Origin of the sequence: Micromonospora sp. NPDC005215, from assembly GCF_040607915.1 — a bacterium.
Lineage (GTDB): Bacteria > Actinomycetota > Actinomycetes > Mycobacteriales > Micromonosporaceae > Micromonospora.
Genome location: NZ_JBEXHQ010000004.1, coordinates 248,264 through 272,029 on the forward strand (window position 1 = coordinate 248,264; position 23,766 = coordinate 272,029).

Consider the following 23,766-nt stretch of genomic DNA (forward strand, 5'->3'; position numbering starts at 1 on the left):
GGGCGATGGCGGTGCGAACACCGCCATCGCGGATGGTCAAAGGTCAGGCGGCGGCTGTGACCAGCCCCGGTTCCACCTCGGCCCAGGAGGAGCCGAGCTCCGCCGAGCGGGCTACCGCGTCCAGCACCAGCTGGACCTGCAACGCGTCGGCGAAGGAGGGAGTCGGGTCGACGCCGGTGGCGACCGCCTCGATGAAGTCGCGCATCTCGTGCGTGAACGAGTGCTCGTAGCCGATGATGTGGCCCGGAGGCCACCACGCCGACATGTACGGGTGGTCGCCCTCGGTCACCAGGATGCGGTTGAAACCCTGTTCCACGCTGGGCCGGGTGGCGTCGTAGAACTCCAGCTCGTTGAGCCGCTCCAGATCGAAGACCACGCTGCCCAGCGAGCCGTTGATCTCGACGCGCAGCGCGTTCTTGCGACCGGTGGCGAAGCGGCTCGCCTCGTACGTGGCCAAGGCGCCACCGTCGAGCCGGGCCACGAAGACCGCGGCGTCGTCGACGGTGACCGGCCCGGTGGGCGCCGAGCCGCCGTCCACAGTGGCCACCAGACCGCTCGACTCGGCCGGCAACGGCCGCTCCTTGACGAAGGTCTCGGTGACCGCACTGACCCCGCTGATCCGCTGACCGGTGACGAACTGGGTCAGATCGATGATGTGCGCACCGATGTCACCGAGCGCGCCGGAGCCCGCCCTGTCCTTCTGCAACCGCCAGACCAGCGGGAACTGCGGGTCCACGATCCAGTCCTGCAGGTACGTCGCACGGACGTGTCGAATCACCCCGAGTCGTCCGTCGGCGACCATCTGACGCATCATCGTGACCGCGGGGACCCGGCGGTAGTTGAACCCGCACATCGACCGCACTCCGGCAGCCCGGGCGACGTCCGCCGCAGCGGTCATCGCCCGCGCCTCCGCCACCGTGTTGGCCAACGGCTTCTCGCACAGGACGTGCTTGCCGGCGGCCAATGCGGCGAGAGCGATCTCGGCGTGACTGTCACCCGGGGTGCAGATGTCGACGACGTCGATGTCGTCCCGGTTGATCAGATCACGCCAGTCCGTGGTGGACGCGTCCCAGCCGAGCCGATCGGCGGCAGCTGCCACCTTCGTTGTGTCTCGACCGCAGATCAGCGCCATCCGGGCCCGCGCCGGCAGGTCGAACACGCGGTTCACGGTGCGCCACGCCTGTGAGTGCGCGGCGCCCATGAACGCGTAGCCGACCATGCCGACCCGCAGTTCTTTGTCTGTCGTGGACAAGGTGGGTCTCCCCCCGTATGTCAGAACCCGAGCTTGTCGTAGCTGCTCGCGTTCTCCTTGGTGATCGTCTCCGAGGTCAGGGTCACTTCCTTGGGAACCTGCAGCTCCGTCAGGTCGCCCAGACCCCGACCCTGCGCGACGAGCCGCGCGAGGGAAATTGCTGACGAGGCCATCGACGGGTTGTAGGTGACCGTCGCCTTGAGCACCGTGTTGTCGGCCTTGATCGCGTCGATCGCGAGCTTGGAGCCCGCGCCGCCGACCATGAAGAACTCCGACCGGTTGGCCTGCTTGATGGCGGCGAGCACACCGATGCCCTGGTCGTCGTCGTGGTTCCAGATGGCGTCGATCTTCGGCAGCGCCTGGAGCAGCTGGGCCGCCTCGCGCTGACCGCTGTCCGAGGTGAACTCGGCCGAGCGCCGGTTGTTCACCTTGAACCCGTAGGTCGCCAGGGCGGCCTTGAAGCCATCGCTGCGCTCGACGGTCAGCGGGATCTCCAGGCCGGCGATCTCACCGATGATCGGGTTGGTGACGCCCTTGTCCTTGAGCTGCTTGCCGATGAAGTGGCCGGCCGACACGCCCATGCCGTAGTTGTCGCCCTTGAGCACCAGCCGGGAGGCCAGCGCGTCGGGGAACGCCCGGTCGAGGTTCACGATCGGGATGCCCGCCTGCATCGCCTGGAGGGCAACGGCGTTGACCTCCTTGCCGTCGTGCGGCAGCACGACGATGATGTCCGGCTTCTGGGCGATCAGGGTGCCGAGCGTGGAGCGCTGGGCCTCCGAGTTCGACCCGCCGTCGACCTCCTTGAACTCCACGTCGGAGTAGGCAGCCGCCTGCGCCTTGGCGTTGGCGTGGATCGCGCCCATCCAGCCGTGGTCGGCGGCCGGCGCGGAGAAGCCGATGACGACCTTCTTGCCCGGGGCGTTGTTGCCTTCGGCGTTGCCGGCGGCCTTGGTCTGGGTGCTGGCCGCCGGGGTGTCGTTACTGGTGCAGGCGGTCAACAGGGTGGCGGCGCCAACTGCGGCTCCACCGAAGAGCAAGCGGCGGCGCGACAGGTCGCGACTGTGCTGGGTCATGAACGACCTCCTGGGAGCGGGATTTTAGTGAGTAAGGGTGTGCGGGGCCCGGCCACTGTCGAATCTCTCGACCTGGCCAGGGACATCGGTGCGGTGCGTCAGGTTGCGGTGGTGACCCTGTTCCGCGCGAAGAGCCGAGTGACGGACTTGAACTGGAACTGCTGGATCAGGACGGCGGCGACGATGATGCCGCCCTTGACCATGTTCTGCGCCTCGATGGAGAGGCCGTTGATGGCGAAGAGGTTGGTGATGGTGGCGAAGATGATGACGCCGAGCAGCGAGCCGACGATCGTGCCCCGGCCACCGCTGAGCAGCGTCCCGCCGATGATCGCCGCGGCGATCGCGTCCAGCTCGTACAGGTTGGCCATCGCCGCCTGTGCCGAGGTGGCCTGCGAGGTGAGCATGATGGCCGCGATGCCGCAGCACAGTCCGGAGAGCGCGTAGAGCAGCATGGAGTGCCGCCGGACGTTGATGCCGGCCAACCGGGCCGCTTCCGGGTTGCCGCCGACGGCGATGGTCCGCCGGCCGAAGGTCGTGCGGTTGAGCAGGATCCATCCGGCCACCACCACCGCGCCCAGGATGTAGACGAGGATCGGGATCCCAATGATCTTGCGCGCCGCGATGTCGTTGATGAAGGTGCTGCTCGACACCTGGGTCTGCTTGTTGGAGATCGACGCCGCGAGACCGCGCGCCGCCACCAGCATCGCGAGCGTCGCGATGAAGGGGACGAGCCTCCCGTACGAGATGAGCACGCCATTGACCAGGCCGACGCAGATGCCGACCACGAGGGCGGTGAAGATCATGCCGGCGGCGCCGTAGCTCTGGGTGGCCACCGTGGTGCACCAGACCCCGGCCAGCGCGACGATCGCACCGACCGACAGGTCGATCCCACCGCCGATGATCACAAAGGTCATCCCGACCGTGACCACGCCGACGACCGAGGCGAGCTGCAGGATCGCCAGCACGTTGTTCCAGACCCAGTTCGGATCACCGTAGAGGTCCGGCTTGGTGATCGCGCCGACCAGGATCAGCGCGGCAAGCACCCCGATCAGACCGAGGTTGCGCTTCGCGCCGTCGCCGCCGTCGCCGCGCCACCAGGAAAGTCGGCCCGCGGGCTTTGCCTTGTTGCTGGCCACCGCCGTCTCCGCCGGGTCCACCGGCGGCGACTGGGCCGGAAGCTGCGGGCGCTCCGGTGTCGCGGTGGGAGTGGGAGTCGCGTCGCTCATGCCGGTGCGCCTTCCATCAAGGACCCCGCCATCACGAGGTCGAGCACAGTGTTCTCGTCGAGTTCGCCGGCCGCTGCTTCACGCACGACCCGCCCTTCCCGCATCACCAGCACCCGGTCGGCCAGACCCAGCACCTCGGGCACCTCGCTGGAGACCAGCAGCACCCCGACGCCCTGCGCGGCCAAACCCCGGATGACCTGGTAGAGCTCAGCCCGAGCGCCCACGTCCACACCCCGGGTGGGCTCGTCGAGCAGCAACAACCTGGTGCCGCCGAGCAGCCACCGCCCGACCACCACCTTCTGCTGGTTGCCGCCGGACAGCGTGCGTACCGGCCGGTCGACGTCCCGGGGCCGCAGCTCCAGGCTCTCGGCGATCCGGTCCGCCTCGGCACGTTCCTTAGCGGCGTTGGTGAAGCCGAGCCGCGCGTACCGGCCGAAGGTGGCAAGCGTGACGTTGCGGTAGATCGGCTCGCCGAGCAGCAACGCCTGACTCTTGCGTTCCTCCGGGGCCATGCCCATGCCGGCCCGCACCGCCGCGCCGACGCCGGGACGCAGCACCTTCCCGTTCATCCGGACCGAGCCGGCCTCCGCGAGACGGGCGCCGTAGATGGTCTCCAGCAACTCGGAGCGGCCGGAGCCGACCAGCCCCGCGATGCCGACGATCTCCCCGGCGCGCACGTTCAACGAGACGTCGGCGAACTCGCCCGAGCGGGTCAACCCCTCCACCTGGAGCAGATCGTCGCCGGCGGGGTCGTCGACCGGCCGGTCCGGGAAGACGTACTCGATGGTGCGGCCGGTCATCCGGCTGACCAGGTCGCGGGTCGGGGTTTCGCGCGCCGGCAGGTTCGCCGCCGTGGTCCGACCGTCCTTGAGTACGGTGACCCGGTCACCGATCTCGCGGATCTCCTCCAACCGGTGGGAGATGTAGATGACGGCGATGCCCTGCGCGGTCAGCTCCCGGATGATCCGGAACAGGTTGCCGACCTCGTCGTGGGCCAGCACCGCGCTCGGCTCGTCCATGATGATCAGTCGGGCCTCGTGCGACAGCGCTCGGGCCATGCTGACGATCTGCTTGCCGGCGGCCGGCAGCGACCGGACCATCCGTCCCGGCGGGATCTCACCGTGGCCGAGCCGGCTGAGGATCTGCCGGGTGTGCCGGGCCATCCGGCCGCGCCGGACGAACCCGAAGCTGCGGTACTCGTGCCCGAGGAAGGCATTCTCCGCCACCGACAGATCCTCGACGAGGTCGAGCTCCTGGTAGATGGTGGCGATGCCGGCCTTCATCGCGGCCTGCGGGTTGGTGAACGCGGCCGGCTCGCCGCGCCACTCCACCTGCCCGGAATCCGGTTGGTGCACCCCGGAGAGCACCTTGATCAGAGTCGACTTGCCGGCGCCGTTCTGCCCGAGCAGGCAGTGCACCTCGCCGGCACGCACCTCCAGCTGCACACCGTCCAGTGCGCGTACGCCGGGGAACGTCTTGACCACATCGGTGAGGCGCAGGACCACCTCGCCCGCGACGGTGTCGGCGGGAGCCTCGACCAGCGGCGCCTCGGCGACGGCCTCGGCCGACGCGGTGGCCGGGTCATCCTCGGGCAGAGCCACAGTCTCCTCCTCGCTCACGACAGAACCTCGAACAGCCTCATGACGCTTCCCCGAAGGCGACGTCACTTGCGAGCACCGCGGCACCGGTGACACCGGCACGTCCACCCAGCTCGGACAGCACGACGGGCAGGTTGCCGGTGGCCAGTGGCAGTGACCGGCGGTAGACCACGCTGCGGATCTCGGCGAGCAGGATGTGCCCCAGCTGGGCCAGCCCGCCGCCGATCACGATCATCGACGGGTTGGTGAAGCTGACCAGGCCGGCGAGCACCCCACCGACCCGCCGTCCGCCGTCCCGAATGAGCTGGATGCAGGTCACGTCGCCCTCGACGGCTCCCTCGGCGACGTCCAGCGCGGTGACGACACCCCGCAGGGCCAGCCGCTCGGCCAGCGCCGGCGACGTCCCACTGCGGGCGGCGGCTGCGGCGTCCTTGGCCAGTGCGGCGCCGCTGAACAGCGCCTCCAGGCAACCGACGTTGCCGCAGGAGCACATCGGACCGTGCGAGTCGACCTGGATGTGGCCGATGTCGCCGGCGCAGCCGTCGGTGCCCCGGTAGACCTCGCCGGTGAGGTAGATGCCGCACCCGATGCCGGTGCCGATCTTCACGAAGAGGAAGTCGTCCACCGAGTGGGCGACCCCACCGTGCCGCTCGCCGATCGCCATGATGTTGACGTCGTTGTCGACCACCGCCGGGCAGCCGTGCTCCCGACTGAGCAACTCGCGCACCGGGTACCGGTCCCAGCCCGGCATGATCGGCGGCGAGACCGGAACGCCGTCACGGAAGCTGACCGGGCCGGGAACGCCGATGCCCACCGCGTCCAACCGCTCGTACGCGCCGTCGACCCGGGCCTTGTGCAGCAGCTCGTTGACCCGTTGCAGGGTCACCTTCGGTCCGTTGCGGATGTCGGCCGGCTCGGCGTACTGGGCGACCGGTTCGAGTCGGCCGTTGACCACCTCGATGTCCATCGAGCTGGCACCGAGGTCGACCGCGGCGAAGCGCAGCTTCGGGTTCAGCTCGACCAGGGTCGAGCGTCGCCCACCCCGGGAGGCGGCAAGCCCCGCCTCGGCGACGTAACCCAGTGCTACCAGGCGATCCAGCTCGGCCAGCATGCGCGGGCGCGGCATCTGGAGGCGGTCGCCCAACTCGGCCCGGGAGACGGCCCCCTCGTCGCGGAGCAACCGCAACAGTCGTACGTGCAGGGGGTCGACGGTCCGCACCGGGGGGTCACCTCTTCAATGGCAGCGTTCACATCGACGCAATGTCGAAGTGTTGTGTCCGACACAGTAGGAGCGCTCCGCACCGCGTGTCCATAGCTTCAACCGTTCCGAGATGAACTTTTGTCCGAAAGAACAAAAGCTACTAGTCGATCAAGAAAAGGATCACGGGCCGCTCGCGTCCGCTCGCCGCCAGTTTCATCGACAGATACGAAACCGCCCCGCCAGCCGGTCTCCGGTGGCGGGGCGGTTGGTGGCAGGGCGGTCAGCGGCGGCCGGCGGAGTTGCGCTTCTTGCGGAGCTTGCGGTCGTCGCGCAGCTCGACGTACGGCTCGTCGTCGGGGTCGTGCCCGGCCGAGATGGCCCGACCGCGCTCCAGCTCCGCGTCGAACTCGGCGCCCAGCAGGATCGCGATGTTGCTCAGCCAGAGCCAGACCAAGAAGATGATCACGCCGGCCAGCGCCCCGTACGTCTTGTTGTACGAGCCGAAGTTGCTCACGTAGAAGGCGAACAGGCCGGAGATCACCAACCAGATCACCACGGCCAGCACCCCACCCGGGCTGACCCAGCGGAAACCGCCGTGCCGGGCGTTCGGTGAGGCCCAGTAGAGGATCGCGAACATCAGGCTGACCAGGATCAGCAGCACCGGCCACTTGGCGATGTCCCACACCGTGACCGCTGTCGCGCCGAGGCCGACGACGTTCCCCACCGCTTCGGCGAGGCGACCGGTGAAGACCACGATCACCGCGCTGGCCAGCAGCAGCACCCCGACCACCGCGGTCACGCCGAGGCGGATCGGCACCGTCTTCCAGATCGGCCGGCCCTCCGGCACGTCGTAGATGGTGTTCGAGGCGCGCATGAACGCGCCGATGTAGCCGGACGCGGACCAGAACGCGGCCACCACACCGATGATCGCCGCGATGCTGGCCAGCCCGCCGGCACCGTCCGCCTGAGTGATCGCGTCCTCGATGATCTTCTGGATGCTGTCGTTCGGTACCGCCTGGTTGACGGTGTCCTTGACCCCCTCGGTGGCGCTCGTGCCGAGCAGACCGAGGATCGAGATCAGCACCAGCAGGCCGGGGAAGATGGACAGCACGCCGTAGTAGGTAAGCGCCGCCGCCCAGTCGGTCAGGCTGTCGTCCTGGAATTCGCTGACGGTACGCCGCAGCGCCGCCTTCCAGCCGCTGCCGGGCAGATCGGTGGGGCTGTCCGGCCCCGCGTCGGGCCCGACCGGCGCGCTGGCGTCGGCGCTCGCCCGGCCGGCGGCAGACTCGTCCGAGGTCATCGCCCCTCCTCATCGTCGCTGGTGTCACCCTCGACATGCCCCGTCGACGGGCGCCGGTAACCCCTACTGGTAGAGCAACCTGCCCATCCGGCGCGCGGCCACCAGCAGGCCGACCGTCACCATCGCCAGCAGGTAGAGCACGTCGAGCAGCCCGACCCAGCCACCGCCGCCCCGCACGACCCCGCGGATCAGGTGCACCGACTTGCTGGCTCCGGCCGCCGCGAGGCTCGCCGGCTCCGGCCGCAACCAGTCGCCCGGGAGGTCCGGCCGGGGACACCGACCTGTGGACCGACGGGTGTGGGCTCGGCCGGTCACCGTCGGCAACCTTCGTCGGAGCGGATGCGACATTGAGCGGTATACCTCAGAGGTATAAATATACCTCTGAGGTATACCGCTCCTCGGCAGATGGCCATGGCGGGCCAGCCGAACTCAGGGCCGTTCGTCAACCTTCAGGTAGGTATTTTCGGCTCAGACGGCGACTCCCATACCTCGACCATCTGACGGACGTACTCGGCGCGGACCGGGTCGACCTCGGCGGTCTTCGCCGGTCAGGCCGGCCGGTACGCGCGGATCAGCGCCTGCACCGCGTAGCCGAGCAGCAGCACGCCCGCGCCGACGCCGACCACCAGACCGGCGGAGACCGCCGAGGTGAGGCCGGTGACGAGCCCCGCCGCCGCCACCAGGCACAGCGCGATGCCAAGCGGACGAAGCAGTGGGTCGCGCAGCAGTGGGGCGAGCGGGAAGAAGTGCAGACCGACCACCAGGCAGACCAGCACCGGCACGTACTCCGTCCAGTCGGCGGCGACCAGCACGGCGGCGCCCAGCCCGGCGGCGGCGAACTCGGCGACGACGATGAGCAGGTACGGGCGGTCGGCCGCCCGGTCCCGAGGGCTGCCGACGCCACGGAGGCGGGCCGACAGCACCCCACCCAGCACGGCGGTGAGCAGTGCGACGATGCTGCCCACCACGAGCAGGGCGCGCAGCGGCTGCTGCGCCGCCGGCACGCTGAACCAGACCATCGCGAAGACGCCCAGATAGAGGGCGGTCAGCCCGGCCTGACGTCGGTCGGCGGTCACCAGATCGGACATGAAGCTCCTTCGGGGTACGACAGGCCGCCGGTCACCTTACGGCGGCCCCGTCGACCTGTCGCCCGCGTTCCACCATCGCCCACCCTCAGGCCGAGCCTGAATGAGTGCTCGCCCCGAAGTCACCACCCGACGCCAGCGGCCAGGTCCGACACGCCCCACCCACTTCCGCCCCGGCTCAGCGGGACCGGAGATCGGCTCAGAGGTCACCGGGGGCGGTGGCGGCGCGGGCCACGCCGACCAGGCGGTCGGTCTCGGCGAGCAGGGCCTCGTCGTCCGCCGGGCTGCCGGGGTCGAGTCGGACCGTCCAGGTGAGACCGTCGGCCCCGGCCACGCGGCGGGCCGCGACCCGGGCCGCGCCGCCGGGCACCGGCTGGTGCTCGGTGTACGCGACCGAACGGGTCACCCGCGCCCGCACCTGGTGCGGCAGCTCACCCGGGTCGAGCAGGAGGTAGGTCTCCGCCGGGCCGTCGGCGACCACCGTGTAGCCGTCGCGTTCGACGACGGTCTCGGCGGGCGTGACGGTCAACTGCCGCCCGGACCAGACCGCCTTGAGGATGGTGTCCCAGCCGAGCCGGTGCCCCCGACCGGGCAGCCACAGCCCGAGGTTGCTGGCGACCACCACCCCGTCGCCCTCGCCGTTGCCGGCGGCCGCCCAGGCCAGCACCCGCTCGTCGGGGGCCAGCGGCGGCCGGTCGGCCGGTGGCAGCTTCGGCTTGCGGCTGAACAGTCCCATCTAGAGGCCTCCCGCAGCCTGCTCGCGCAGCGCCCGGGCGTGCTGCTCCAGGGACAGCAGCTCACCGAAGGCGGCGAAGTACTCGTCCTTGTTGTTGACCGGGTTGATCCGCTGGATGCGCGACTTGAGGTCCCGGATGCGGGCGGTCACCGACCCGAACTGCACCCGGGCCATGGTGATCGACACGTAACGCGGGTCCGGTTCGCCGTCGATGCGCAGCGGCTCCACCGCCAACTCGCCGACCAGCGCCGCCGCGGCCAGATCGTCGCACGCGTCCCGGACCGACTCGATCCACACCGCGCCGCCGGTCGCCGACGCGACCCCACCGGCCGTCGCGATGGCGGTACGCACCGCGGCGTGCACCGGGTGGCGGTATTCGGTCGACTCGACAGCGTCGAACATGGGCCCGGCCAGGACCGGCTGCTGGAGGGCGAGCTTCAGCGCCTCCCGCTCGACCATCGACAGCGGGCTGTCCAGGGCCGGCTCGGGGCGAGCCGAGGCGGGCCGGGCGGCGGCGTCGCGGCCGCCAGAGCCGGCGTCGCGGGTGCCGGGCGGCGGGGTGTTGGCGGCGGCGAGCACCGCCCGCTGCACCGGCTCGATCTCCATCCCCAGGTCCATTGCGAGTTTGCGGACGTACTCCGGGCGCTTCTCCCGGTCCTTGAGTCGCGCGACAAGCGGCGCGGCGTGGCGCATGGCCTCGACCCGGCCGTCGACGGTGTCCAGGTCGAAGCGGCCGATCACGTGCCGCAGCGCGAAGTCGACGAGCGGCTCCCGCCGGGCGACCAGGTCCCGCACGGCCAGGTCACCCTTGGCCAGCCGCAGATCGCACGGGTCCATGTTGTCCGGGCTGACCGCGATGAACGTGCGCCCGACGAACCGCTGATCGTCCTCGAAGGCCCGCAGCGCGGCCTTCTGGCCGGCGGCGTCACCGTCGAAGGTGAAGATGATCTCGCCGGCCACCTCGTCGCTGTCGAACAGGAGCCGCCGCAGGACGGAGATGTGGTCCGCGGCGAAGGCGGTGCCGCAGGTCGCCACCGCCGTGGTCACCCCGGCGAGGTGGCAGGCCATCACGTCGGTGTAACCCTCGACGATCACCGCCCGGCCCTGCTTGGCGATCTCGCGCTTGGCCTGGTCGATGCCGTAGAGCACGTGCGACTTCTTGTAGATCGGCGTCTCGGGGGTGTTCAGGTACTTCGGGCCGTCGTCGTCGTCGAAGAGCTTGCGCGCGCCGAAGCCGATCACGTCGCCCGCGAGGTCGCGGATCGGCCAGAGCAGCCGGCGGCGGAACCTGTCGATCAGGCTGCCGGAGCGGGCCTCCCGGGACAGCCCGGCGGTGACCAGCTCCTGATGGGTGAAACCCTGCTGGCGCAGGTGCTTGGTGAGCAGGTCCCAGCCCTCCGGCGCGAAGCCACAGCCGTAGCGCTCGGCGGCGGCCCGGTCGAAGCCCCGTTTGGCCAGGAACTCCCGAGCCGGCCGGGCCCCGGCCGTGCTGAGCTGCGCCCGGTAGAACTCGACAGCGGCGGCGTGCGCGGCGACCAGGCGCTGCCGTTGACCCTGCTGCGGGCGGGGGCGCGGGGTGCCCTTGTCGTCCTCGATGTAGCGCAGCTGGATGCCGGCGCGGCCGGCCAGCCGCTCGACGGACTCCACGAAACTGAGGTGGTCGGCGTCCATCAGGAACTTGATGGCGTCGCCGCCGGCCCCACAGCCGAAGCAGTACCAGACGTTACGGGCCGGCGAGACGTTGAACGACGGGCTCTTCTCGTCGTGGAACGGGCACAGGCCCTTCAGGTTGCCGCCACCGGCGGACTTGAGGGTGACCGTCTCGGAGATCACATCCCCGATCGAGGTGCGTTCCCGGACCAGTGCGATGTCCTCGTCCCGGATCCGCCCAGCCATGCGCCACCCCCTCGGCGTACATCCTGCCCTGCCGGACCGACGACACGCCGGCCGGGGGATGCCGGTGTGGCGGCCACCGCTGCCGGCTGGGCGGTCCCGGCCCGCGTGCCGGCCCCCGCGCGGTCAGGCCAGGCCGGCGCAGGCCGTCTGGACGGCGGCGGTGAGGCTCGTGTCGCCGCAGTCGGTGGCTGCCGAGGCACGCGCGACGACCCGCCAGCCCTTGGCGTCCTGGTGCAGGAACACCTGGCCGTCGGGGATCTCCGCCGGCGGCGGGGCGACAGCCATCAACCGGGCGTAGCCGTTGCGGCAGGAGAACACCGCCACGTCCTGCACGGTCTGCCCGGTCAGGGCCGCCTTGGTGGCCGCGAGCAGGACCTCCGGGCGGCAGGACGGGGTGTCGGTGACGTGTTGCTCGTCGTCCAGACGGATCGGGCCGGTGGTGGTCGGGGCCGGGTCGACCGCCCGGCCGGCTCCCGCACCGGGCCGAGCCGAGGCGGAAGCCGGTGGCGCGGGGACGCCGGAGGTCGTGGCGGTCGCCTGCGGTCCGGGAGCGGTCGCTTCCGGCGCGGCGACCAGCTCCGACGAGGTCGGCGCGGGAGCACCCGCCGCGCCGCCGGTGCGCTCGTCGTGCGCGCATCCGGCCGCCGGCAGGGCAAGCGCCACCGCCGCCACCAGGCACGCGCCACTGCGTCGAATCGTCATGATCATTTCTCCCTCGCGTCGGACTGCCGTCCGGGGGGTGATGCCCGGTGCTGGTCCGACGCTAGGCAGGCGGCCTGGGGTTGGTCTTGACGAAACCTGGAAGCGCAGGTCGCCGGCTTCTCAGACCAGCTGCGCACCGGTCACGGTCGGGCCCACCAGGGATGTCGCGGCGCACTCGCACCACCACCGCTCGTGCCAGCCCGGCGCTTCGCGGGCCTCCCGGGTGCCGAGCCGCCGGAAGGTCGCCGCAGCGGTCTCCCACACCCGGTGCGCCAACGCGACGTCACCCATCGCGGCATGCGCAGCGCCAAGGTCGCGCAGCGTACGTGCCGCGCCGAGATCATGGTGCAGCTCGACCCAACCGTCATGGGCCAGCCGGAGGGCCTCCAGGGCGGCCTCTGGCCGCCCAGCCGCCAGGTGCAGCTCACCGACGGTTCGCTGGACCAGCGCCGTGCCGAACCGGTCATTCAGCCGGCGGCACGTCGCCAGGCTGCGCTCCAACGGTGCCAGTGCCCGGCCCACGTCCCCCTGCCGGAACCACACCTTCGCCAGCGCCTGCTCGGTGTAGCAGGCGAGCAGCTCGTCACCGCTCGCCACAATCAGCTCGTGGGCCCGGACACTCCAGCGCTGCGCGTCGTCCAGCTCACCCCGGGCCCGGTGCACGAGGCCGATCCCCCGAGCGGCGATGGCCTCGCCCCGGACGTGACCGAGCGCCCGGTATGCCTCCATGGCTCGGCCGATGAGGCGCACCGCCTCATCGTCGTCGCCCAGCTCACGCAGGCAGTGTCCGATCCCGTAGGTGGCGTGCGCAGCCGCGTTGTCGCCGCCGATCCGGTTCAGCACGTCGGCCGCCGCGGTCAACAACGGGACGGCCTCCCGGTGCCGGCCGACCTCGCGCAGCACGGCACCCAGCCCGCTGCGCGCCGCCGCCGACCCGTGCTCGTGACCGGCCGCCTCGAACAGCTCGATGGCGCTCCGGAAATTCTGTTCGGCCTCGACGAACCGGTCCTCCTTGTAGCGCAGCAGCGCGATACCGCAGGCGATCACCGCCTCGCCGACGGCGTTCCCGGCGGCCCGTGCCGCAGCGGACGCCGCCGCGTGGGTGCGCCCCCAGCCGACAAAGTCGTTCCGAACCGCGAAGGACGCATAGACCAACGCGTCCGCCAGCGCGCACGCCGCCACGTCCATGCCAAGCTCCGCGGCCCGCTCCACCGCGACGATCAGTGTCGACGCCTCGACCTCCAGCCAGCCGGGTAGCTGGTGGTCCGCCGGGAGCGGAACCGTCGGCACGTCCACCGACAGCGGCGTCTGTCGGTAGAGCGGCGGAACGGCGTACGGCTGCCGCTGGTTGAGCCGCTCCCCCAGCTCGGTGGCCGTTGCCAGGACCCGGGCCACAGCGGCGCGCAGCGCTTCGTCGGCGTCCTCCTCGACGGCGCGTTCCCAGGCGAACAGTCGGACCAGGTCGTGCATGTGGTAGCGGAGCAGCCGGTGCGTCGGGTCGGGTAGGGCGGTCACCAGCCGGGCGTCGGCGAGTTGCTCCAACAGCTCTTCGGCATCGTCCACCGAGCCGCCGATGAGCGCCGCCACCAGCCACTCCGCGAAGCTCGGCACCCCGAGGAAGCCGAGCAGCCGGAACGCCCGGCGGGCCGCCGGGTCGAGCGCCTGGTAGCCGACCCCGACGCTGACCCGCACTGCCAACCCGTCCGCGGCCATCTCGTCGAGCCGCCCACGTTCGTCCCGCATCCGCTCGGCCAGGCGGGCGATCCGGCGGTGCGGTCGCGCCGCGATCCGCGCGCCGACGATCCGAAGGGCGAGGGGCAGCCCCGCGCACATCTCGACAAGCGCGTCGGTCGCCTCCGGCTCCGCCGCCACCCGGTGCGGCCCGATGATCCGATTCAACAGGTGGACCGAGTCGGTCTGCTCCAGCAGCGGCACCTCGATGTGTTCGGCACCGGGGACGGTGGTCAGCCGGGCCCGGCTGGACACGATCAGGGCGCTGCCCGGGCCGCCGGGCACCAGGGGCCGGACCTCCTCGGCGCTGACCGCCGAGTCGAGCACGATGAGGAAGCGTCGCCCGCTCAGCATGGCCCGGTACTGCCCGAGCTTGTCCGCCAGCGTGGGGAGCTGGTGGATGTTGGTGGCGCCGAGGGCCCGCAGCACCCTGTCGATCGCCTCCCCCGGGTCACGGCCGCGACCACTGAGGGTGACGAAGATCTGACCATCCGGGTACGCGTGCCGCAGCAGATACGCCAGTCGGATGCTGAGTGCCGTCTTCCCGACCCCACCCAAACCGGAGAGGATCAGCACGGGTGCGGCGGTGCTCTCGGGCTGCAACACGATCAGCGCGCGGGCGATCTCCGATTCGCAACCGACATGGTCGGGCAGGTCGGCCGGGAGTTGGCAACCGGGTCCCCCGCTGGTGCGCTGCGGTGGCTCCGGTTCGGTCTCGACCGGCGTCGGCACGACGGCCGACGGCTGCGCCGGGGACGGTGTCGGGGCGGCGGTCGCGAGCGCCGCCGGTGGCCGCAGGGTGCCGCGCAGAATCTCCCGGTGCAGGTCCTGGAGGTCCGCGCCCGGGTCGATCCCCAGGTCGTCGGCGAGCCGGGCGCGGGTCCGGGCGTACAGCTCGAGCGCCTCGGCTCGGCGTCCGTTGAAGTAGAGGGCCCGCATCAGGCTCAGCGCCAGCGGCTCGATGAGCGGGCTTCGGTCCATGGCCAGGGTGAGCCGCTCGGTGACCGGGCCGGGCCGGCCATTGGTGATCTCGCTGTCGGCCCAGTCGAGCAGGACCCGGGTGAGCTGCTGACGCAGCCCCTCCCGGACCCGGGACGCCCAGTCGCCGGGCAGACCGTCGAGGGGCTCCCCGCGCCACAGGTCGATCGCTGCCCCGAGCAGAGCCGGCCGGTCCGGATGCTCCGCCGGCAGGCCCTGCGCCTGCTCGGCGAGGCGGCGCAGCCGGTACAGGTCCACCCGGTCCGGGTCGGCGGCGAGGAGGTAGCCGGTCTGACTGCGACCCACGGTGATCGGCACCGTCTCGGCGGACCGAGCGGTGGCCAGGATTCGCCGGATGCGGGTCAGGTAGGTGTACAGGACGCCGCGTGCGTCGGCTGGCGGCGTCTCGTCCCAGACCCGATCGACAAGCGCCTCGATCGGCACGCTTCGACCCGCGTCGACGGCGAGTGCGGCGAACACCAGTCGCTGCTTCGGCGGACCTAGCTCCACAGGTCGCCCGTCGACCACAACCTGCAGGTCACCCAATATACGTAGTTCCACGGCTTCGCCCCCGCGCCCGTAGTGCCTACACGGCCCGGGAACGGGCCGCTCCAGTTGTCAAGAATCCGTACAGGTTCGCTACCGGATCCGGCTGCGAGGGTCTCCCCAGCCAGCCACCGCCGAACAGCACGCGACACCACTCAGCGGGGTGCCACGGCTCTTGTGTCCTCCTCATCAGAAGGGAAGGTTGCCGGCCGACAACCGCACAGCAGGACCACCTGGGACCGACCACTGCGGACGGAACCCACGGTGACGCCTGCGTCGCGGATCTTAACCGGACGCGTCAGCTCCAGCCAAGGGTCTCGATGCATTCCGGTCCGGTCGTCACCACCCGAAACCCATTCACCTCGAAGGGAAGAGCCTTGCAGTCACGCTTCCGTCGTACTCGCCGAGCGAGCAGCGTCATCGCCGCACTGGCCATGATCGCCACTGGGCTGGTCGGCCTGTCGCCGGCCCCCGCCCAGGCATCCACGATCGATGGCCCCATCGACCGCGGCGAGATCATGCGCCGTGCCCAGAACTGGGTGGACCGCGGAATCACGTACACCCAGGACCAGGGCGTCGCGGCGTCCGACGACGAGGGTTCCCACAAGTACCGCCGGGACTGCTCCGGACTGGTCTCCATGGTTTGGCACCTGGACAAGAAGTCGGACGGTTGGGACTACAACACCAACGATTTCCAGGGGTCCAACTCCCGCTGGTTCACCCTGGCCAGTAGGGACGACTGGCAGCCCGGCGACGCGATGGTGCGAACCGGCCACATGGAACTGTTCGCGTTCTGGGCGGATCGAAACGACCACGGCAAGGGCGCGTACGTCTATTCCTTCAACAACACCGGCGAGACGGTCCAGAACCCGAAAGACGAGAGCAATTTCGACAACCTGGGCTTCAACAGCGCGGGTGACCTGTCGAGTTTCAAGCCGATCCGGCGTACCGGTCTGATCGCCTCCCCGTCGACTCCCGCAAAGCCGCAGGCCACGAAGCTGTCGGTCGCGTTGAACGCGGACGGGCGGATGCAGGCGTTCCAGACCCGCGGTTCCGGCGCGGTGTACAGCACCTGGCAGTCCGCCCCCAACAGCGTCTTCGGCGACTGGGCCAACCTCGGCGGCAACGCCCTGAAGTCGCCGACTGCGGTGACGAAGGCGGACGGCCGGATCGAGTTGTTCGCCATCGGTGGGGACGGCAAGCTCTACCACAAGTGGCAGAGCACTGTGAACGGTCCGTTCTCCGACTGGACCAGCCTCGGCGGCAGTGCGCTCAGCAGTGACCTGAACGTCGCCACAAACGCCGACGGACGCCTCCAGGTCTTCGTCATCGGCGGCAACGGCAGCCTTTACAGCATCTGGCAGACCACCACCAGCGGCCCCTGGTCGGCCTGGGCCAACCTCGGCGGCACCGACCTGCGCTCGCTCAGCGCCGTGAAGAAGAAGGACGGCCGGATCGAACTGTTCGCCATCGGCGGGGACGGCAAGCTCTACCACAAGTGGCAGAACACGGCCAACGGCCCGTTCTCCGACTGGACCAGCCTCGGCGGCAACGACCTGACCACCGAGCTAGCCATCTCCGCCAACGCCGACGGACGACTCCAGGTCTTCGTCATCGGCGGCAACGGCGCCCTCTACAGCCTCTGGCAGACCACCACCAGCGGCCCCTGGTCCGACTGGACCAACCTCGACGGCACCGACCTGAGCGCCGTCAGGGCCGTCACCAAGACCGACGGCCGGATGGAACTGTTCGCGATCGGCGGCGACGGCAAGCTCTACCACAAGTGGCAGACCACAGCGAACGGGCCGTTCTCCGCCTGGACCAGCCTCGGCGGCAACGGCCTCACCACCGACCTCGCCATCTCCGCCAACGCCGACGGACGCCTCCAGGTCTTCGTCATCGGCGGCAACGGCGCCCTCTACAGCCTCTGGCAGACCACCACCAGCGGCCCCTGGTCGGCCTGGACCAACCTCGGCTGACCCCTGGCACAGCTGCGGGGGTCACCGGCCGAGCCGGTGACCCCCGCTCCACCGCAGATCACTCTCCCGCAGATTCCCGGCCCGTCCCCGGCGGAGCCGCGCCCTCGTACGCCCCGGTAGCCCTCGGAAAGGAACTTCTCCCATGCGTGTCTCCTCCGCACCGCACCTGCCCCACCAGATCTCCCGACGGGGCGTACTGGCTGGTCTGGCCGCCGTCGCCGCGGGCGGCGTCACCGGTCTGGCCTTCGGATCTCCGGCCGCCGCGACAGTCCTGCGCCGCGGTGTGGACTACTCGTGGGGTCGCCCGAGCATCAGCGCCCTCCAGGCCGCCGGTTACATTTTCGCCTGCCGATACCTGAGCGACAGCACCGATGGCAAGAACCTCACCCGCGGCGAGGCGGACGCCCTCATCGCAGCCGGCATCGACATCGTCTCCAACTGGGAGTACACCACCGGCGAGGCGCTGCTGGGGTACGCGAAGGGGGTGGAGAACGCCACCAAGGCGCAGAGTCAGGCGCTGGCGTGTGGCATGCCGGCGGGCAAGCCGATCTACTTCAGCGTGGACTTCGACGCCACGGAGTCGCAGCTACCCGCCATCAAGGCGTACTTCGACGGGGTGGCCTCGGTGCTGGGCCGGGCCCGGGTCGGCGCCTACGGCGGCTACCTCGTGATCAAGGGACTCTTCGACGCCGGCAAGATCCGCTGGGGCTGGCAGACGTACGCGTGGTCGTCCGGCCAGTGGGACAGCCGGGCACAGCTGCGGCAGGTCGAGAACAACGTGCCCATCGGCGGGGCCATGTGTGACCGCAACGAGGCCTGGGCCATCGACTTCGGCCAGTGGGGCACCCGGCCGTCCGCTCGGTCGTTGGCTGTGGCGTTGAATGCCGACGGGCGGTTGCAGGCGTTCCAGACCCGCGGCTCCGGCGCGGTGTACAGCACCTGGCAGACCTCCGCGAACGGCGTCTTCGGCGACTGGGCCAACCTCGGCGGCAACCACCTGCAGGCACCCACTGCGGTGACCAAGCCGGACGGCCGGATCGAGCTGCTCGCCATCGGCGGGGACTCGAAGCTCTACGACAAGTGGCAGGGCACCCCGAACGGTCCGTTCTCCGACTGGGCCGGCCTCGGCGGCACCGATCTGACCACCGATCTCACCACCGCCACGAACGCCGACGGCCGCCTCCAGGTCTTCGTCATCGGCGGCAACGGCAGCCTCTACAGCATCTGGCAGACCACCACCAGCGGCCCCTGGTCGGCCTGGGCCAACCTCGGCGGCAGCGACCTGCGCTCGCTCAGCGCCGTGAAGAAGAAGGACGGCCGGATCGAACTGTTCGCCATCGGCGGGGACGGCAAGCTCTACCACAAGTGGCAGAACACGGCCAACGGCCCGTTCTCCGACTGGACCAGCCTCGGCGGCAACGACCTGACCACCGACCTCACCATCGCCACCAACGCCGACGGCCGCCTCCAGGTCTTCGTCATCGGCGGCAACGGCGCCCTCTACAGCATCTGGCAGACCACCACCAGCGGCCCCTGGTCGGCCTGGACCAATCTCGACGGCACCGACCTGCACGCCATCAAGGCCGTCACGAAGATCGACGGCCGGATCGAGTTGTTCGCCATCGGCGGCGACGCCAAGCTCTACCACAAGTGGCAGAACACGGCCAACGGCCCGTTCTCCGCCTGGACCAGCCTCGGCGGCAACGGCCTCAGCACCGACCTCGCCGTCGCCACCAACGCCGACGGACGACTCCAGGTCTTCGTCATCGGCGGCAACGGCAGCCTCTACAGCATGTGGCAGACCACCACCAGCGGCCCCTGGTCCAGCTGGGCCAACCTCGGCTGACCGGCATCGCTGCGGGGGTCACCGGCGCGGCCGGCGGCCCCCGCCTCTTTGCCGCCGGCTCGCCGGTTCCGGCCCGCCGGCCGGGCCCGCCCGGGGACCATGACCAGATGCGCAGGGTACGGACCGGAGCCCCCCACGTGCCGCACTGGCTGACCAGTCGGATGGGGCTACGCGGACTGGCCCCGCAGGCCGACGAGGCCGGCCACCGGCACGCCACCTGGCTGGAGCTCTTCCTCGATCTGATCTTCGTGTACGCGCTGGCGGCGGTGGTGGCCCGGCTGGGCAACGAGCCGAGCCCGTCGCCGACGGCGGTGCTGGCCGTGATCGGACTCTTCGTGGTGATCCAGTGGGCCTGGATCGGGCAGGTCTACTACGACACCCGGTTCGATCCGGACGACGCGCTGCACCGGATGCTGGTGCTCGTCGCGCTTGTCGGCGCGGGCGCGATGACGCTCGGGGTCGACGAGGTGCCGGAGAGCGTGCTGCTGCCCATCGGGTACCTGATCGTGCGGGGTGTGCTGCTCCTGCTCTACCTGCGCGCCCGTCCCACCAGCCCGATGGCCCGGATGGTGACGACGGTCTACCTGATCGGCTTCGGGTCGGGCTGGCTGATCTGGTTGGTGTCGCTCACCGTGCCCAGCCAGCTGCGCCCGGTGCTGTGGGTGGTCGCGATGGTCATCGAACTGAGCACGCCGTGGGTCGGGGTGCGCTGGCTCAACCGCTGGCCGGTGGACAACCGGCACCTGCCGGAACGGATCGGCCAGTTCACCATCATCGTGCTGGGTAGCGCGCTGGCCAGCCTGCTCTTCGCGGTGCCGGACCATCCCCCGCCACACATGATCCTCACCGCCGCGTTGGCCTTCCTGATCCCGGCGGCCGTCTGGTGGGTCTACACCACCTTCGTCACCACCCGCCTGCTCCAGCGTCGGCTGCGCGGCGGGCAGGCGTACAGCTACCTGCACATTCCGCTCGGCGGTGCGCTGCTGCTGCTCGGCTGGGCGCTCGGCCAGGTGGTCCGGCTGGTCGACGACAACGCCAACCACCTGCCGCTGGAGCTGCGGCTGTTGCTCGGCGCATCGATGGTGATCTGGACACTCTGTGGTCTTGCCCTGTACTGGCTCTGGACCCGGCCGAGCGCGGCCCGGTTGGCGATCGCCGTGTACGGGGTGGTCTCGGTCTCGCTGATCACCACGACGGTGCACCAACCAAGGCTGATGCTGTCGCTGCTCGCCCTGGCGGTCGTCGGGTACGCCGTCCTGGTCAGCCGGCGGCTGGCCCGGGCCGGCCAGGCGAACCAGACGCCCGAGGGCTGACCGGCGCTCAGGCGGCGGTGGCCTCCTCGGCTGCCACCTGGCTGTTCCAGTCGGCCTTGGTGGAGCGCCAGCCCTCGTCGTCCATGCCACGGCGCCAGTAGCCGGAGATGGACAGTTGACCGAGCGGGATGCCCCGCTCGCCGCGCAGCAGCCGGCGCAGGTCCCGGACGAAGGCCGCCTCGCCGTGCACGAACGCGTGCACCTGACCGGCCGGGAACTCCAACGCCCGTACCGCCGCTACCAGCGCCGCACCCACCGGGCCGTCGCCCCGGTGCAGCCAGGTCAGCTCGACAGCGCCGGGGCTGAGCAGCTTCTGCTCGTCCGCCGGGTCGGCGATCTCCACGAAGACGTGGGCCGGCGCGCCCAGCGGCAGCCGCTCGCACGCGGCGGCGATCGCCGGCAGGGCGCTCTCGTCGCCGACCAGCAGGTGCCAGTCCGCGTCCGGGCTCGGCGCGTACGCCCCGCCGGGGCCGACGAAGTGCACCGGGTCACCCGGACGCAGCGCGGCGGCCCACGGGCCGGCCAACCCCTCGTCGCCGTGGTGCACCACGTCCACTGTCAGCTCCTCGGCCAGCGGGTCCCACCGCCGCACTGTGTACGCGCGCAGCCGGGGCCACTGCTCCCGGGGCAGGTCCCGGCGGATCGCGGCGAGGTCCAACGGGTGCGGGTACGCGACGCCGGGCTGCGGGAACACCAGCTTGATGTAGTGGTCGGTGAACTCGCCCACCGGCAGGCCGGTCAGCTCGTCCCCACCGAGGACGAGCCGGATCAGGTGCGGGGTGGGCCGCTCGGTGCGCAGCACGTGGACCGAGGTGACGTTCCTGGGGCGTTCCGTCATGTCAGTTAGGCTAGCCTAAGCTGGCCCATCGCCGGTCGGCGGTGCGCCCTCGCCGGCCAGGCGGGTGTGCCAGGTCACCGCCGCCGGGTCGGTGAGCGAGGCGACCTGGTCGATCACCACCCGCAGTCGGGCGGTGTCATCCGGGGCTGCCCGCCACAGCGGGGCGAAGATCGGATCCAGCCCGTCCGGCGCGCGCCGGAGCAGCGCGGCCACCAACTCGGCAAGCATCGTCCGCTGCCGTTCGTAGCGGCCCCGAAAACCGGAACGACGCATCACGTAGCGCAGGGCGATGCCCTTGAGCAGCGCGCACTGGGCCCGGACCAGCCTCGGCACCACCAGGTCGGCGTCGTAGCGGCGGTGCGGGCCAGGACCGGAGCGCTCCTCGGTGGCGGCCACCGCCGCCGACACGAACCGGCCGGTCAGCCCGCTGGTGGTGGCCTTCAGCGCGACCTGGGCGCGCTGGCTGCCGTCGTACCCGGCGAGCGGGGCGAGCAGCGGGTCGGCCAGCAGGTCCACAAGCACCTCAGCCAGGTCGGCCGCGGACTCGCCGGAGTAGGCGGCGGCCACGTCGGCGCAGAGCGCGGCCCGCTCGTCGGCGTCCGCGAGCAGCGGGCCCAGCGTGACGTACCCGCCGTGGATGCCGTCCTCCACGTCGTGCACCGAGTACGCGACGTCGTCGGCCCAGTCCATCACCTGCGCCTCCAGGCAGCGCCGGTCGCCGGGCGCACCGGCCCGGATCCAGCCGAAGACCGGCGTGTCGTCGGCGTACACCCCGAACTTGCGCTGCCCCGGGCGGCGCGGCCAGGGGTACTTGCCGATCGCGTCGAGCGAGGCGCGGGTCAGGTTGAGGCCGGCGGGCGACCCGTCCGGGGCGAGCACCTTCGCCTCCAGCCGGGTCAGCACCCGCAACGTCTGCGCGTTGCCCTCGAAGCCACCGCAGGGTGTGGCCAGCAGGTCCAGAGCGGACTCGCCGTTGTGCCCGAACGGCGGATGCCCGAGGTCGTGGGCGAGCCCGGCGACGTCGACCACGTCCGGGTCGCAGCCCAACCGGGCACCCATCTCCCGGGCGATCTGCGCCACCTCAAGCGAGTGCGTCAGCCGCGTCCGCAGGAAGTCGTCAGTGCCGGCGGTGTGCACCTGGGTCTTGGTGGCCAGCCGCCGGAACGCCGCCGAGTGCAGCACCCGGGCACGGTCGCGCTCGTACGGTGACCGGCGGTGCCCGGTGTCCTTGGGCGCCTCCCGCACCAACCGCGCGTCCGCCGCGCCCGGCTCACTTTTCACGCAGCCGCCGCTGTTCCCGACTGCGGGGCTCGCAAAACCGGCTCACTCCTCGCGCTCACGCAGTACGCAGAACTCGTTGCCCTCCGGGTCGGCCAGCACCGTCCACTCGACGTCGCCCTGGCCGATGTCGACGTGCCGGGCACCCATGTCGACCAGCCGCTCGACCTCGGCCTCCTGGTCGGCGGGGCGCAGGTCGAAGTGCAGCCGGTTCTTGCGTTCCTTGCCCTCGGTCACCGGACCGAAGAAGAGAGCGGGGGTCCGATCGGCGGACTGGCGGATCTCCACGCCGCCCGGCTTCTCGGTGACGATCTGATAGCCGAGCGCCTCGGCCCACCAGCGCGCCAGTCGCGCCGGATCACGGGCATCGACGGTGAGGCTCTCCCAGACGCTGGTCATTCAGTCACCTTTCCCGTTCGACGGCGTACGCAATCAGCCGTTTGCGAGCGAGCCAAGATTACGCCCGTCACGGCTGGCCGACGCGCCCCCGACGCGTCGATGAATTGTCCACAACCGCCGATCGGCCCGGAGTTGTGGACCGATCGCCCTGGGTTACGGGCTCGCGGGCGGAGGTGGCCACCGGTAGCGTTCCCAGCGCGCAACGTGACGAGCCGACCGACACGCAGATCCCGACCGGTAAGGGAGCAGCTTGTGGACGCAGACACGGTGGTGGGGACGGAGCTACGCGGGCTGCGTCGGCGTCGACCCGAGGTCGCCGGGACGGTGCTGGCCGGCACTGACGGGTTGCTCATCTCCAGCGATCTGCCCAGCACCGACGCCACCCACCTCGCCGCGCTGGCCGCCGCCAGTTTCGGGCTCGGTCACCGGGTGGCCGACACGGTCCGGCGGGGTGAGTTCCGGGAGTCGGTGGTCCGCACGACGGCCGGCTGCGTGGTGACCTACCCGGCGGGGCGTACCGCCCTGCTGACCCTGGTCACCGTGTCGGCGGCGGAGGATCTGGAGGCGCTGCACGAGGAGGCTCGGGCGGTGGCCCGGCGGGCCGGTTCGGTGTTGGACACGCGCGTCGGCGGTGCCGGCGCCACAGCGGTTCCGGACGGGCACGCGCCGCTTGCCGTGCGTACCCCGATGGCGACCCTGCCCACGCAGTTGCGCCGCTCGGCGCGGCCGACCTGGCGGCGCCCGCCGATCTGATCGTCGGTGCCGGCGGCGGACCGGTCCCCGGTCCGC

Annotated in this window: 18 protein-coding genes and 1 pseudogene; 4 read left to right on the forward strand and 15 right to left on the reverse strand. The window is 70.9% G+C overall.

Annotated elements, in window-relative coordinates; all coding sequences use genetic code 11:
* Positions 1-43: 43 nt before the first annotated feature.
* The 12 genes and pseudogenes from ABZU25_RS06155 to ABZU25_RS06210 all read right to left on the reverse strand — a co-directional run bounded on the left by ABZU25_RS06155 (position 44) and on the right by ABZU25_RS06210 (position 15,258).
* A complete protein-coding gene (locus ABZU25_RS06155) occupies positions 44-1,252 on the reverse strand; it encodes a Gfo/Idh/MocA family oxidoreductase (protein WP_355028225.1) in 1,209 nt (402 codons plus the stop codon).
* 20 nt (positions 1,253-1,272) lie between these two features.
* On the reverse strand, positions 1,273-2,325 hold the full coding sequence (locus ABZU25_RS06160; protein WP_355028226.1) for a substrate-binding domain-containing protein: 1,053 nt from the start codon (positions 2,323-2,325) through the stop codon (positions 1,273-1,275).
* A gap of 98 nt (positions 2,326-2,423) precedes the next feature.
* The gene (locus tag ABZU25_RS06165; protein WP_355028227.1) at positions 2,424-3,551 is read right to left on the reverse strand and encodes an ABC transporter permease; all 1,128 of its coding nucleotides are present in this window, start codon (positions 3,549-3,551) and stop codon (positions 2,424-2,426) included.
* Positions 3,548-5,056, reverse strand: a complete 1,509-nt coding sequence (locus ABZU25_RS06170) for a sugar ABC transporter ATP-binding protein (RefSeq protein WP_355028253.1) — start codon at positions 5,054-5,056, stop codon at positions 3,548-3,550. The genes ABZU25_RS06165 and ABZU25_RS06170 overlap by 4 nt, the downstream gene beginning before the upstream one ends.
* 133 nt (positions 5,057-5,189) lie before the next feature.
* Positions 5,190-6,368, reverse strand: coding sequence for an ROK family protein (locus ABZU25_RS06175; RefSeq protein ID WP_355028228.1), 1,179 nt, complete (start codon positions 6,366-6,368; stop codon positions 5,190-5,192).
* A gap of 262 nt (positions 6,369-6,630) precedes the next feature.
* Positions 6,631-7,650, reverse strand: coding sequence for a YihY/virulence factor BrkB family protein (locus tag ABZU25_RS06180; protein ID WP_355028229.1), 1,020 nt, complete (start codon positions 7,648-7,650; stop codon positions 6,631-6,633).
* A gap of 63 nt (positions 7,651-7,713) precedes the next feature.
* Positions 7,714-7,965 carry a hypothetical protein gene (locus ABZU25_RS06185; protein ID WP_355028230.1) on the reverse strand — a complete coding sequence of 84 codons (252 nt, stop codon included), beginning with the start codon at positions 7,963-7,965 and terminating at the stop codon, positions 7,714-7,716.
* A 233-nt stretch (positions 7,966-8,198) separates the two neighbouring features.
* Positions 8,199-8,738, reverse strand: a complete 540-nt coding sequence (locus tag ABZU25_RS06190; protein WP_355028231.1) for a hypothetical protein — start codon at positions 8,736-8,738, stop codon at positions 8,199-8,201.
* A gap of 196 nt (positions 8,739-8,934) precedes the next feature.
* Positions 8,935-9,471, reverse strand: coding sequence for a hypothetical protein (locus tag ABZU25_RS06195; protein WP_355028232.1), 537 nt, complete (start codon positions 9,469-9,471; stop codon positions 8,935-8,937).
* A pseudogene (gene dnaG, locus ABZU25_RS06200) lies at positions 9,472-11,389 on the reverse strand (DNA primase).
* 101 nt (positions 11,390-11,490) lie between these two features.
* Complete coding sequence (locus ABZU25_RS06205) at positions 11,491-12,069, reverse strand: hypothetical protein (protein WP_355028233.1); 579 nt, start codon at positions 12,067-12,069, stop codon at positions 11,491-11,493.
* Between the two features lie 120 nt (positions 12,070-12,189).
* Positions 12,190-15,258 carry a tetratricopeptide repeat protein gene (locus tag ABZU25_RS06210; protein ID WP_355028234.1) on the reverse strand — a complete coding sequence of 1,023 codons (3,069 nt, stop codon included), beginning with the start codon at positions 15,256-15,258 and terminating at the stop codon, positions 12,190-12,192.
* Between the two features lie 443 nt (positions 15,259-15,701).
* Between ABZU25_RS06210 and ABZU25_RS06215 the strand changes: the two genes are divergently transcribed.
* The 3 genes from ABZU25_RS06215 (at position 15,702) to ABZU25_RS06225 (ending at position 20,462) form a co-directional block, all read left to right on the forward strand.
* The gene (locus ABZU25_RS06215) at positions 15,702-17,303 is read left to right on the forward strand and encodes a hypothetical protein (protein ID WP_355028235.1); all 1,602 of its coding nucleotides are present in this window, start codon (positions 15,702-15,704) and stop codon (positions 17,301-17,303) included.
* A 142-nt stretch (positions 17,304-17,445) separates the two neighbouring features.
* Complete coding sequence (locus tag ABZU25_RS06220) at positions 17,446-19,149, forward strand: glycoside hydrolase domain-containing protein (RefSeq protein ID WP_355028236.1); 1,704 nt, start codon at positions 17,446-17,448, stop codon at positions 19,147-19,149.
* Positions 19,150-19,256: 107 nt separating this feature from the next.
* Positions 19,257-20,462, forward strand: coding sequence for a low temperature requirement protein A (locus ABZU25_RS06225; RefSeq protein ID WP_355028237.1), 1,206 nt, complete (start codon positions 19,257-19,259; stop codon positions 20,460-20,462).
* 7 nt (positions 20,463-20,469) lie between these two features.
* Here ABZU25_RS06225 and ABZU25_RS06230 read toward each other — a convergent pair whose 3' ends face one another.
* Genes ABZU25_RS06230 through ABZU25_RS06240 form a run of 3 tightly spaced genes read right to left on the reverse strand, consistent with a single transcriptional unit; the run spans position 20,470 to position 22,977 of the window.
* On the reverse strand, positions 20,470-21,300 hold the full coding sequence (locus tag ABZU25_RS06230) for a siderophore-interacting protein (RefSeq protein WP_355028238.1): 831 nt from the start codon (positions 21,298-21,300) through the stop codon (positions 20,470-20,472).
* Positions 21,301-21,315: 15 nt separating this feature from the next.
* Positions 21,316-22,581, reverse strand: a complete 1,266-nt coding sequence (locus tag ABZU25_RS06235) for a deoxyguanosinetriphosphate triphosphohydrolase (protein ID WP_355028239.1) — start codon at positions 22,579-22,581, stop codon at positions 21,316-21,318.
* A gap of 42 nt (positions 22,582-22,623) precedes the next feature.
* The gene (locus ABZU25_RS06240) at positions 22,624-22,977 is read right to left on the reverse strand and encodes a VOC family protein (RefSeq protein ID WP_355028240.1); all 354 of its coding nucleotides are present in this window, start codon (positions 22,975-22,977) and stop codon (positions 22,624-22,626) included.
* A 252-nt stretch (positions 22,978-23,229) separates the two neighbouring features.
* On the opposite strand from ABZU25_RS06240, the gene ABZU25_RS06245 reads away from it, so the two are divergent.
* Entirely contained in the window at positions 23,230-23,730 is a 501-nt protein-coding gene (locus ABZU25_RS06245; RefSeq protein WP_355028241.1) for a roadblock/LC7 domain-containing protein, read from the forward strand.
* Positions 23,731-23,766: the final 36 nt, after the last annotated feature.

Excerpts from the sequence above, each read along its gene's own strand:
- ABZU25_RS06165 (WP_355028227.1), bottom strand. The coding sequence starts at position 3,551 with ATGAGCGACGCGACTCCCACTCCCACCGCGACACCGGAGCGCCCGCAG.
- ABZU25_RS06225 (WP_355028237.1), top strand. The coding sequence starts at position 19,257 with ATGCGCAGGGTACGGACCGGAGCCCCCCACGTGCCGCACTGGCTGACC.
- ABZU25_RS06230 (WP_355028238.1), bottom strand. The coding sequence starts at position 21,300 with ATGACGGAACGCCCCAGGAACGTCACCTCGGTCCACGTGCTGCGCACC.
- ABZU25_RS06240 (WP_355028240.1), bottom strand. The coding sequence starts at position 22,977 with ATGACCAGCGTCTGGGAGAGCCTCACCGTCGATGCCCGTGATCCGGCG.
- ABZU25_RS06160 (WP_355028226.1), bottom strand. The coding sequence starts at position 2,325 with ATGACCCAGCACAGTCGCGACCTGTCGCGCCGCCGCTTGCTCTTCGGT.
- ABZU25_RS06190 (WP_355028231.1), bottom strand. The coding sequence starts at position 8,738 with ATGTCCGATCTGGTGACCGCCGACCGACGTCAGGCCGGGCTGACCGCC.
- ABZU25_RS06195 (WP_355028232.1), bottom strand. The coding sequence starts at position 9,471 with ATGGGACTGTTCAGCCGCAAGCCGAAGCTGCCACCGGCCGACCGGCCG.
- ABZU25_RS06205 (WP_355028233.1), bottom strand. The coding sequence starts at position 12,069 with ATGACGATTCGACGCAGTGGCGCGTGCCTGGTGGCGGCGGTGGCGCTT.
- ABZU25_RS06180 (WP_355028229.1), bottom strand. The coding sequence starts at position 7,650 with ATGACCTCGGACGAGTCTGCCGCCGGCCGGGCGAGCGCCGACGCCAGC.
- ABZU25_RS06220 (WP_355028236.1), top strand. The coding sequence starts at position 17,446 with ATGCGTGTCTCCTCCGCACCGCACCTGCCCCACCAGATCTCCCGACGG.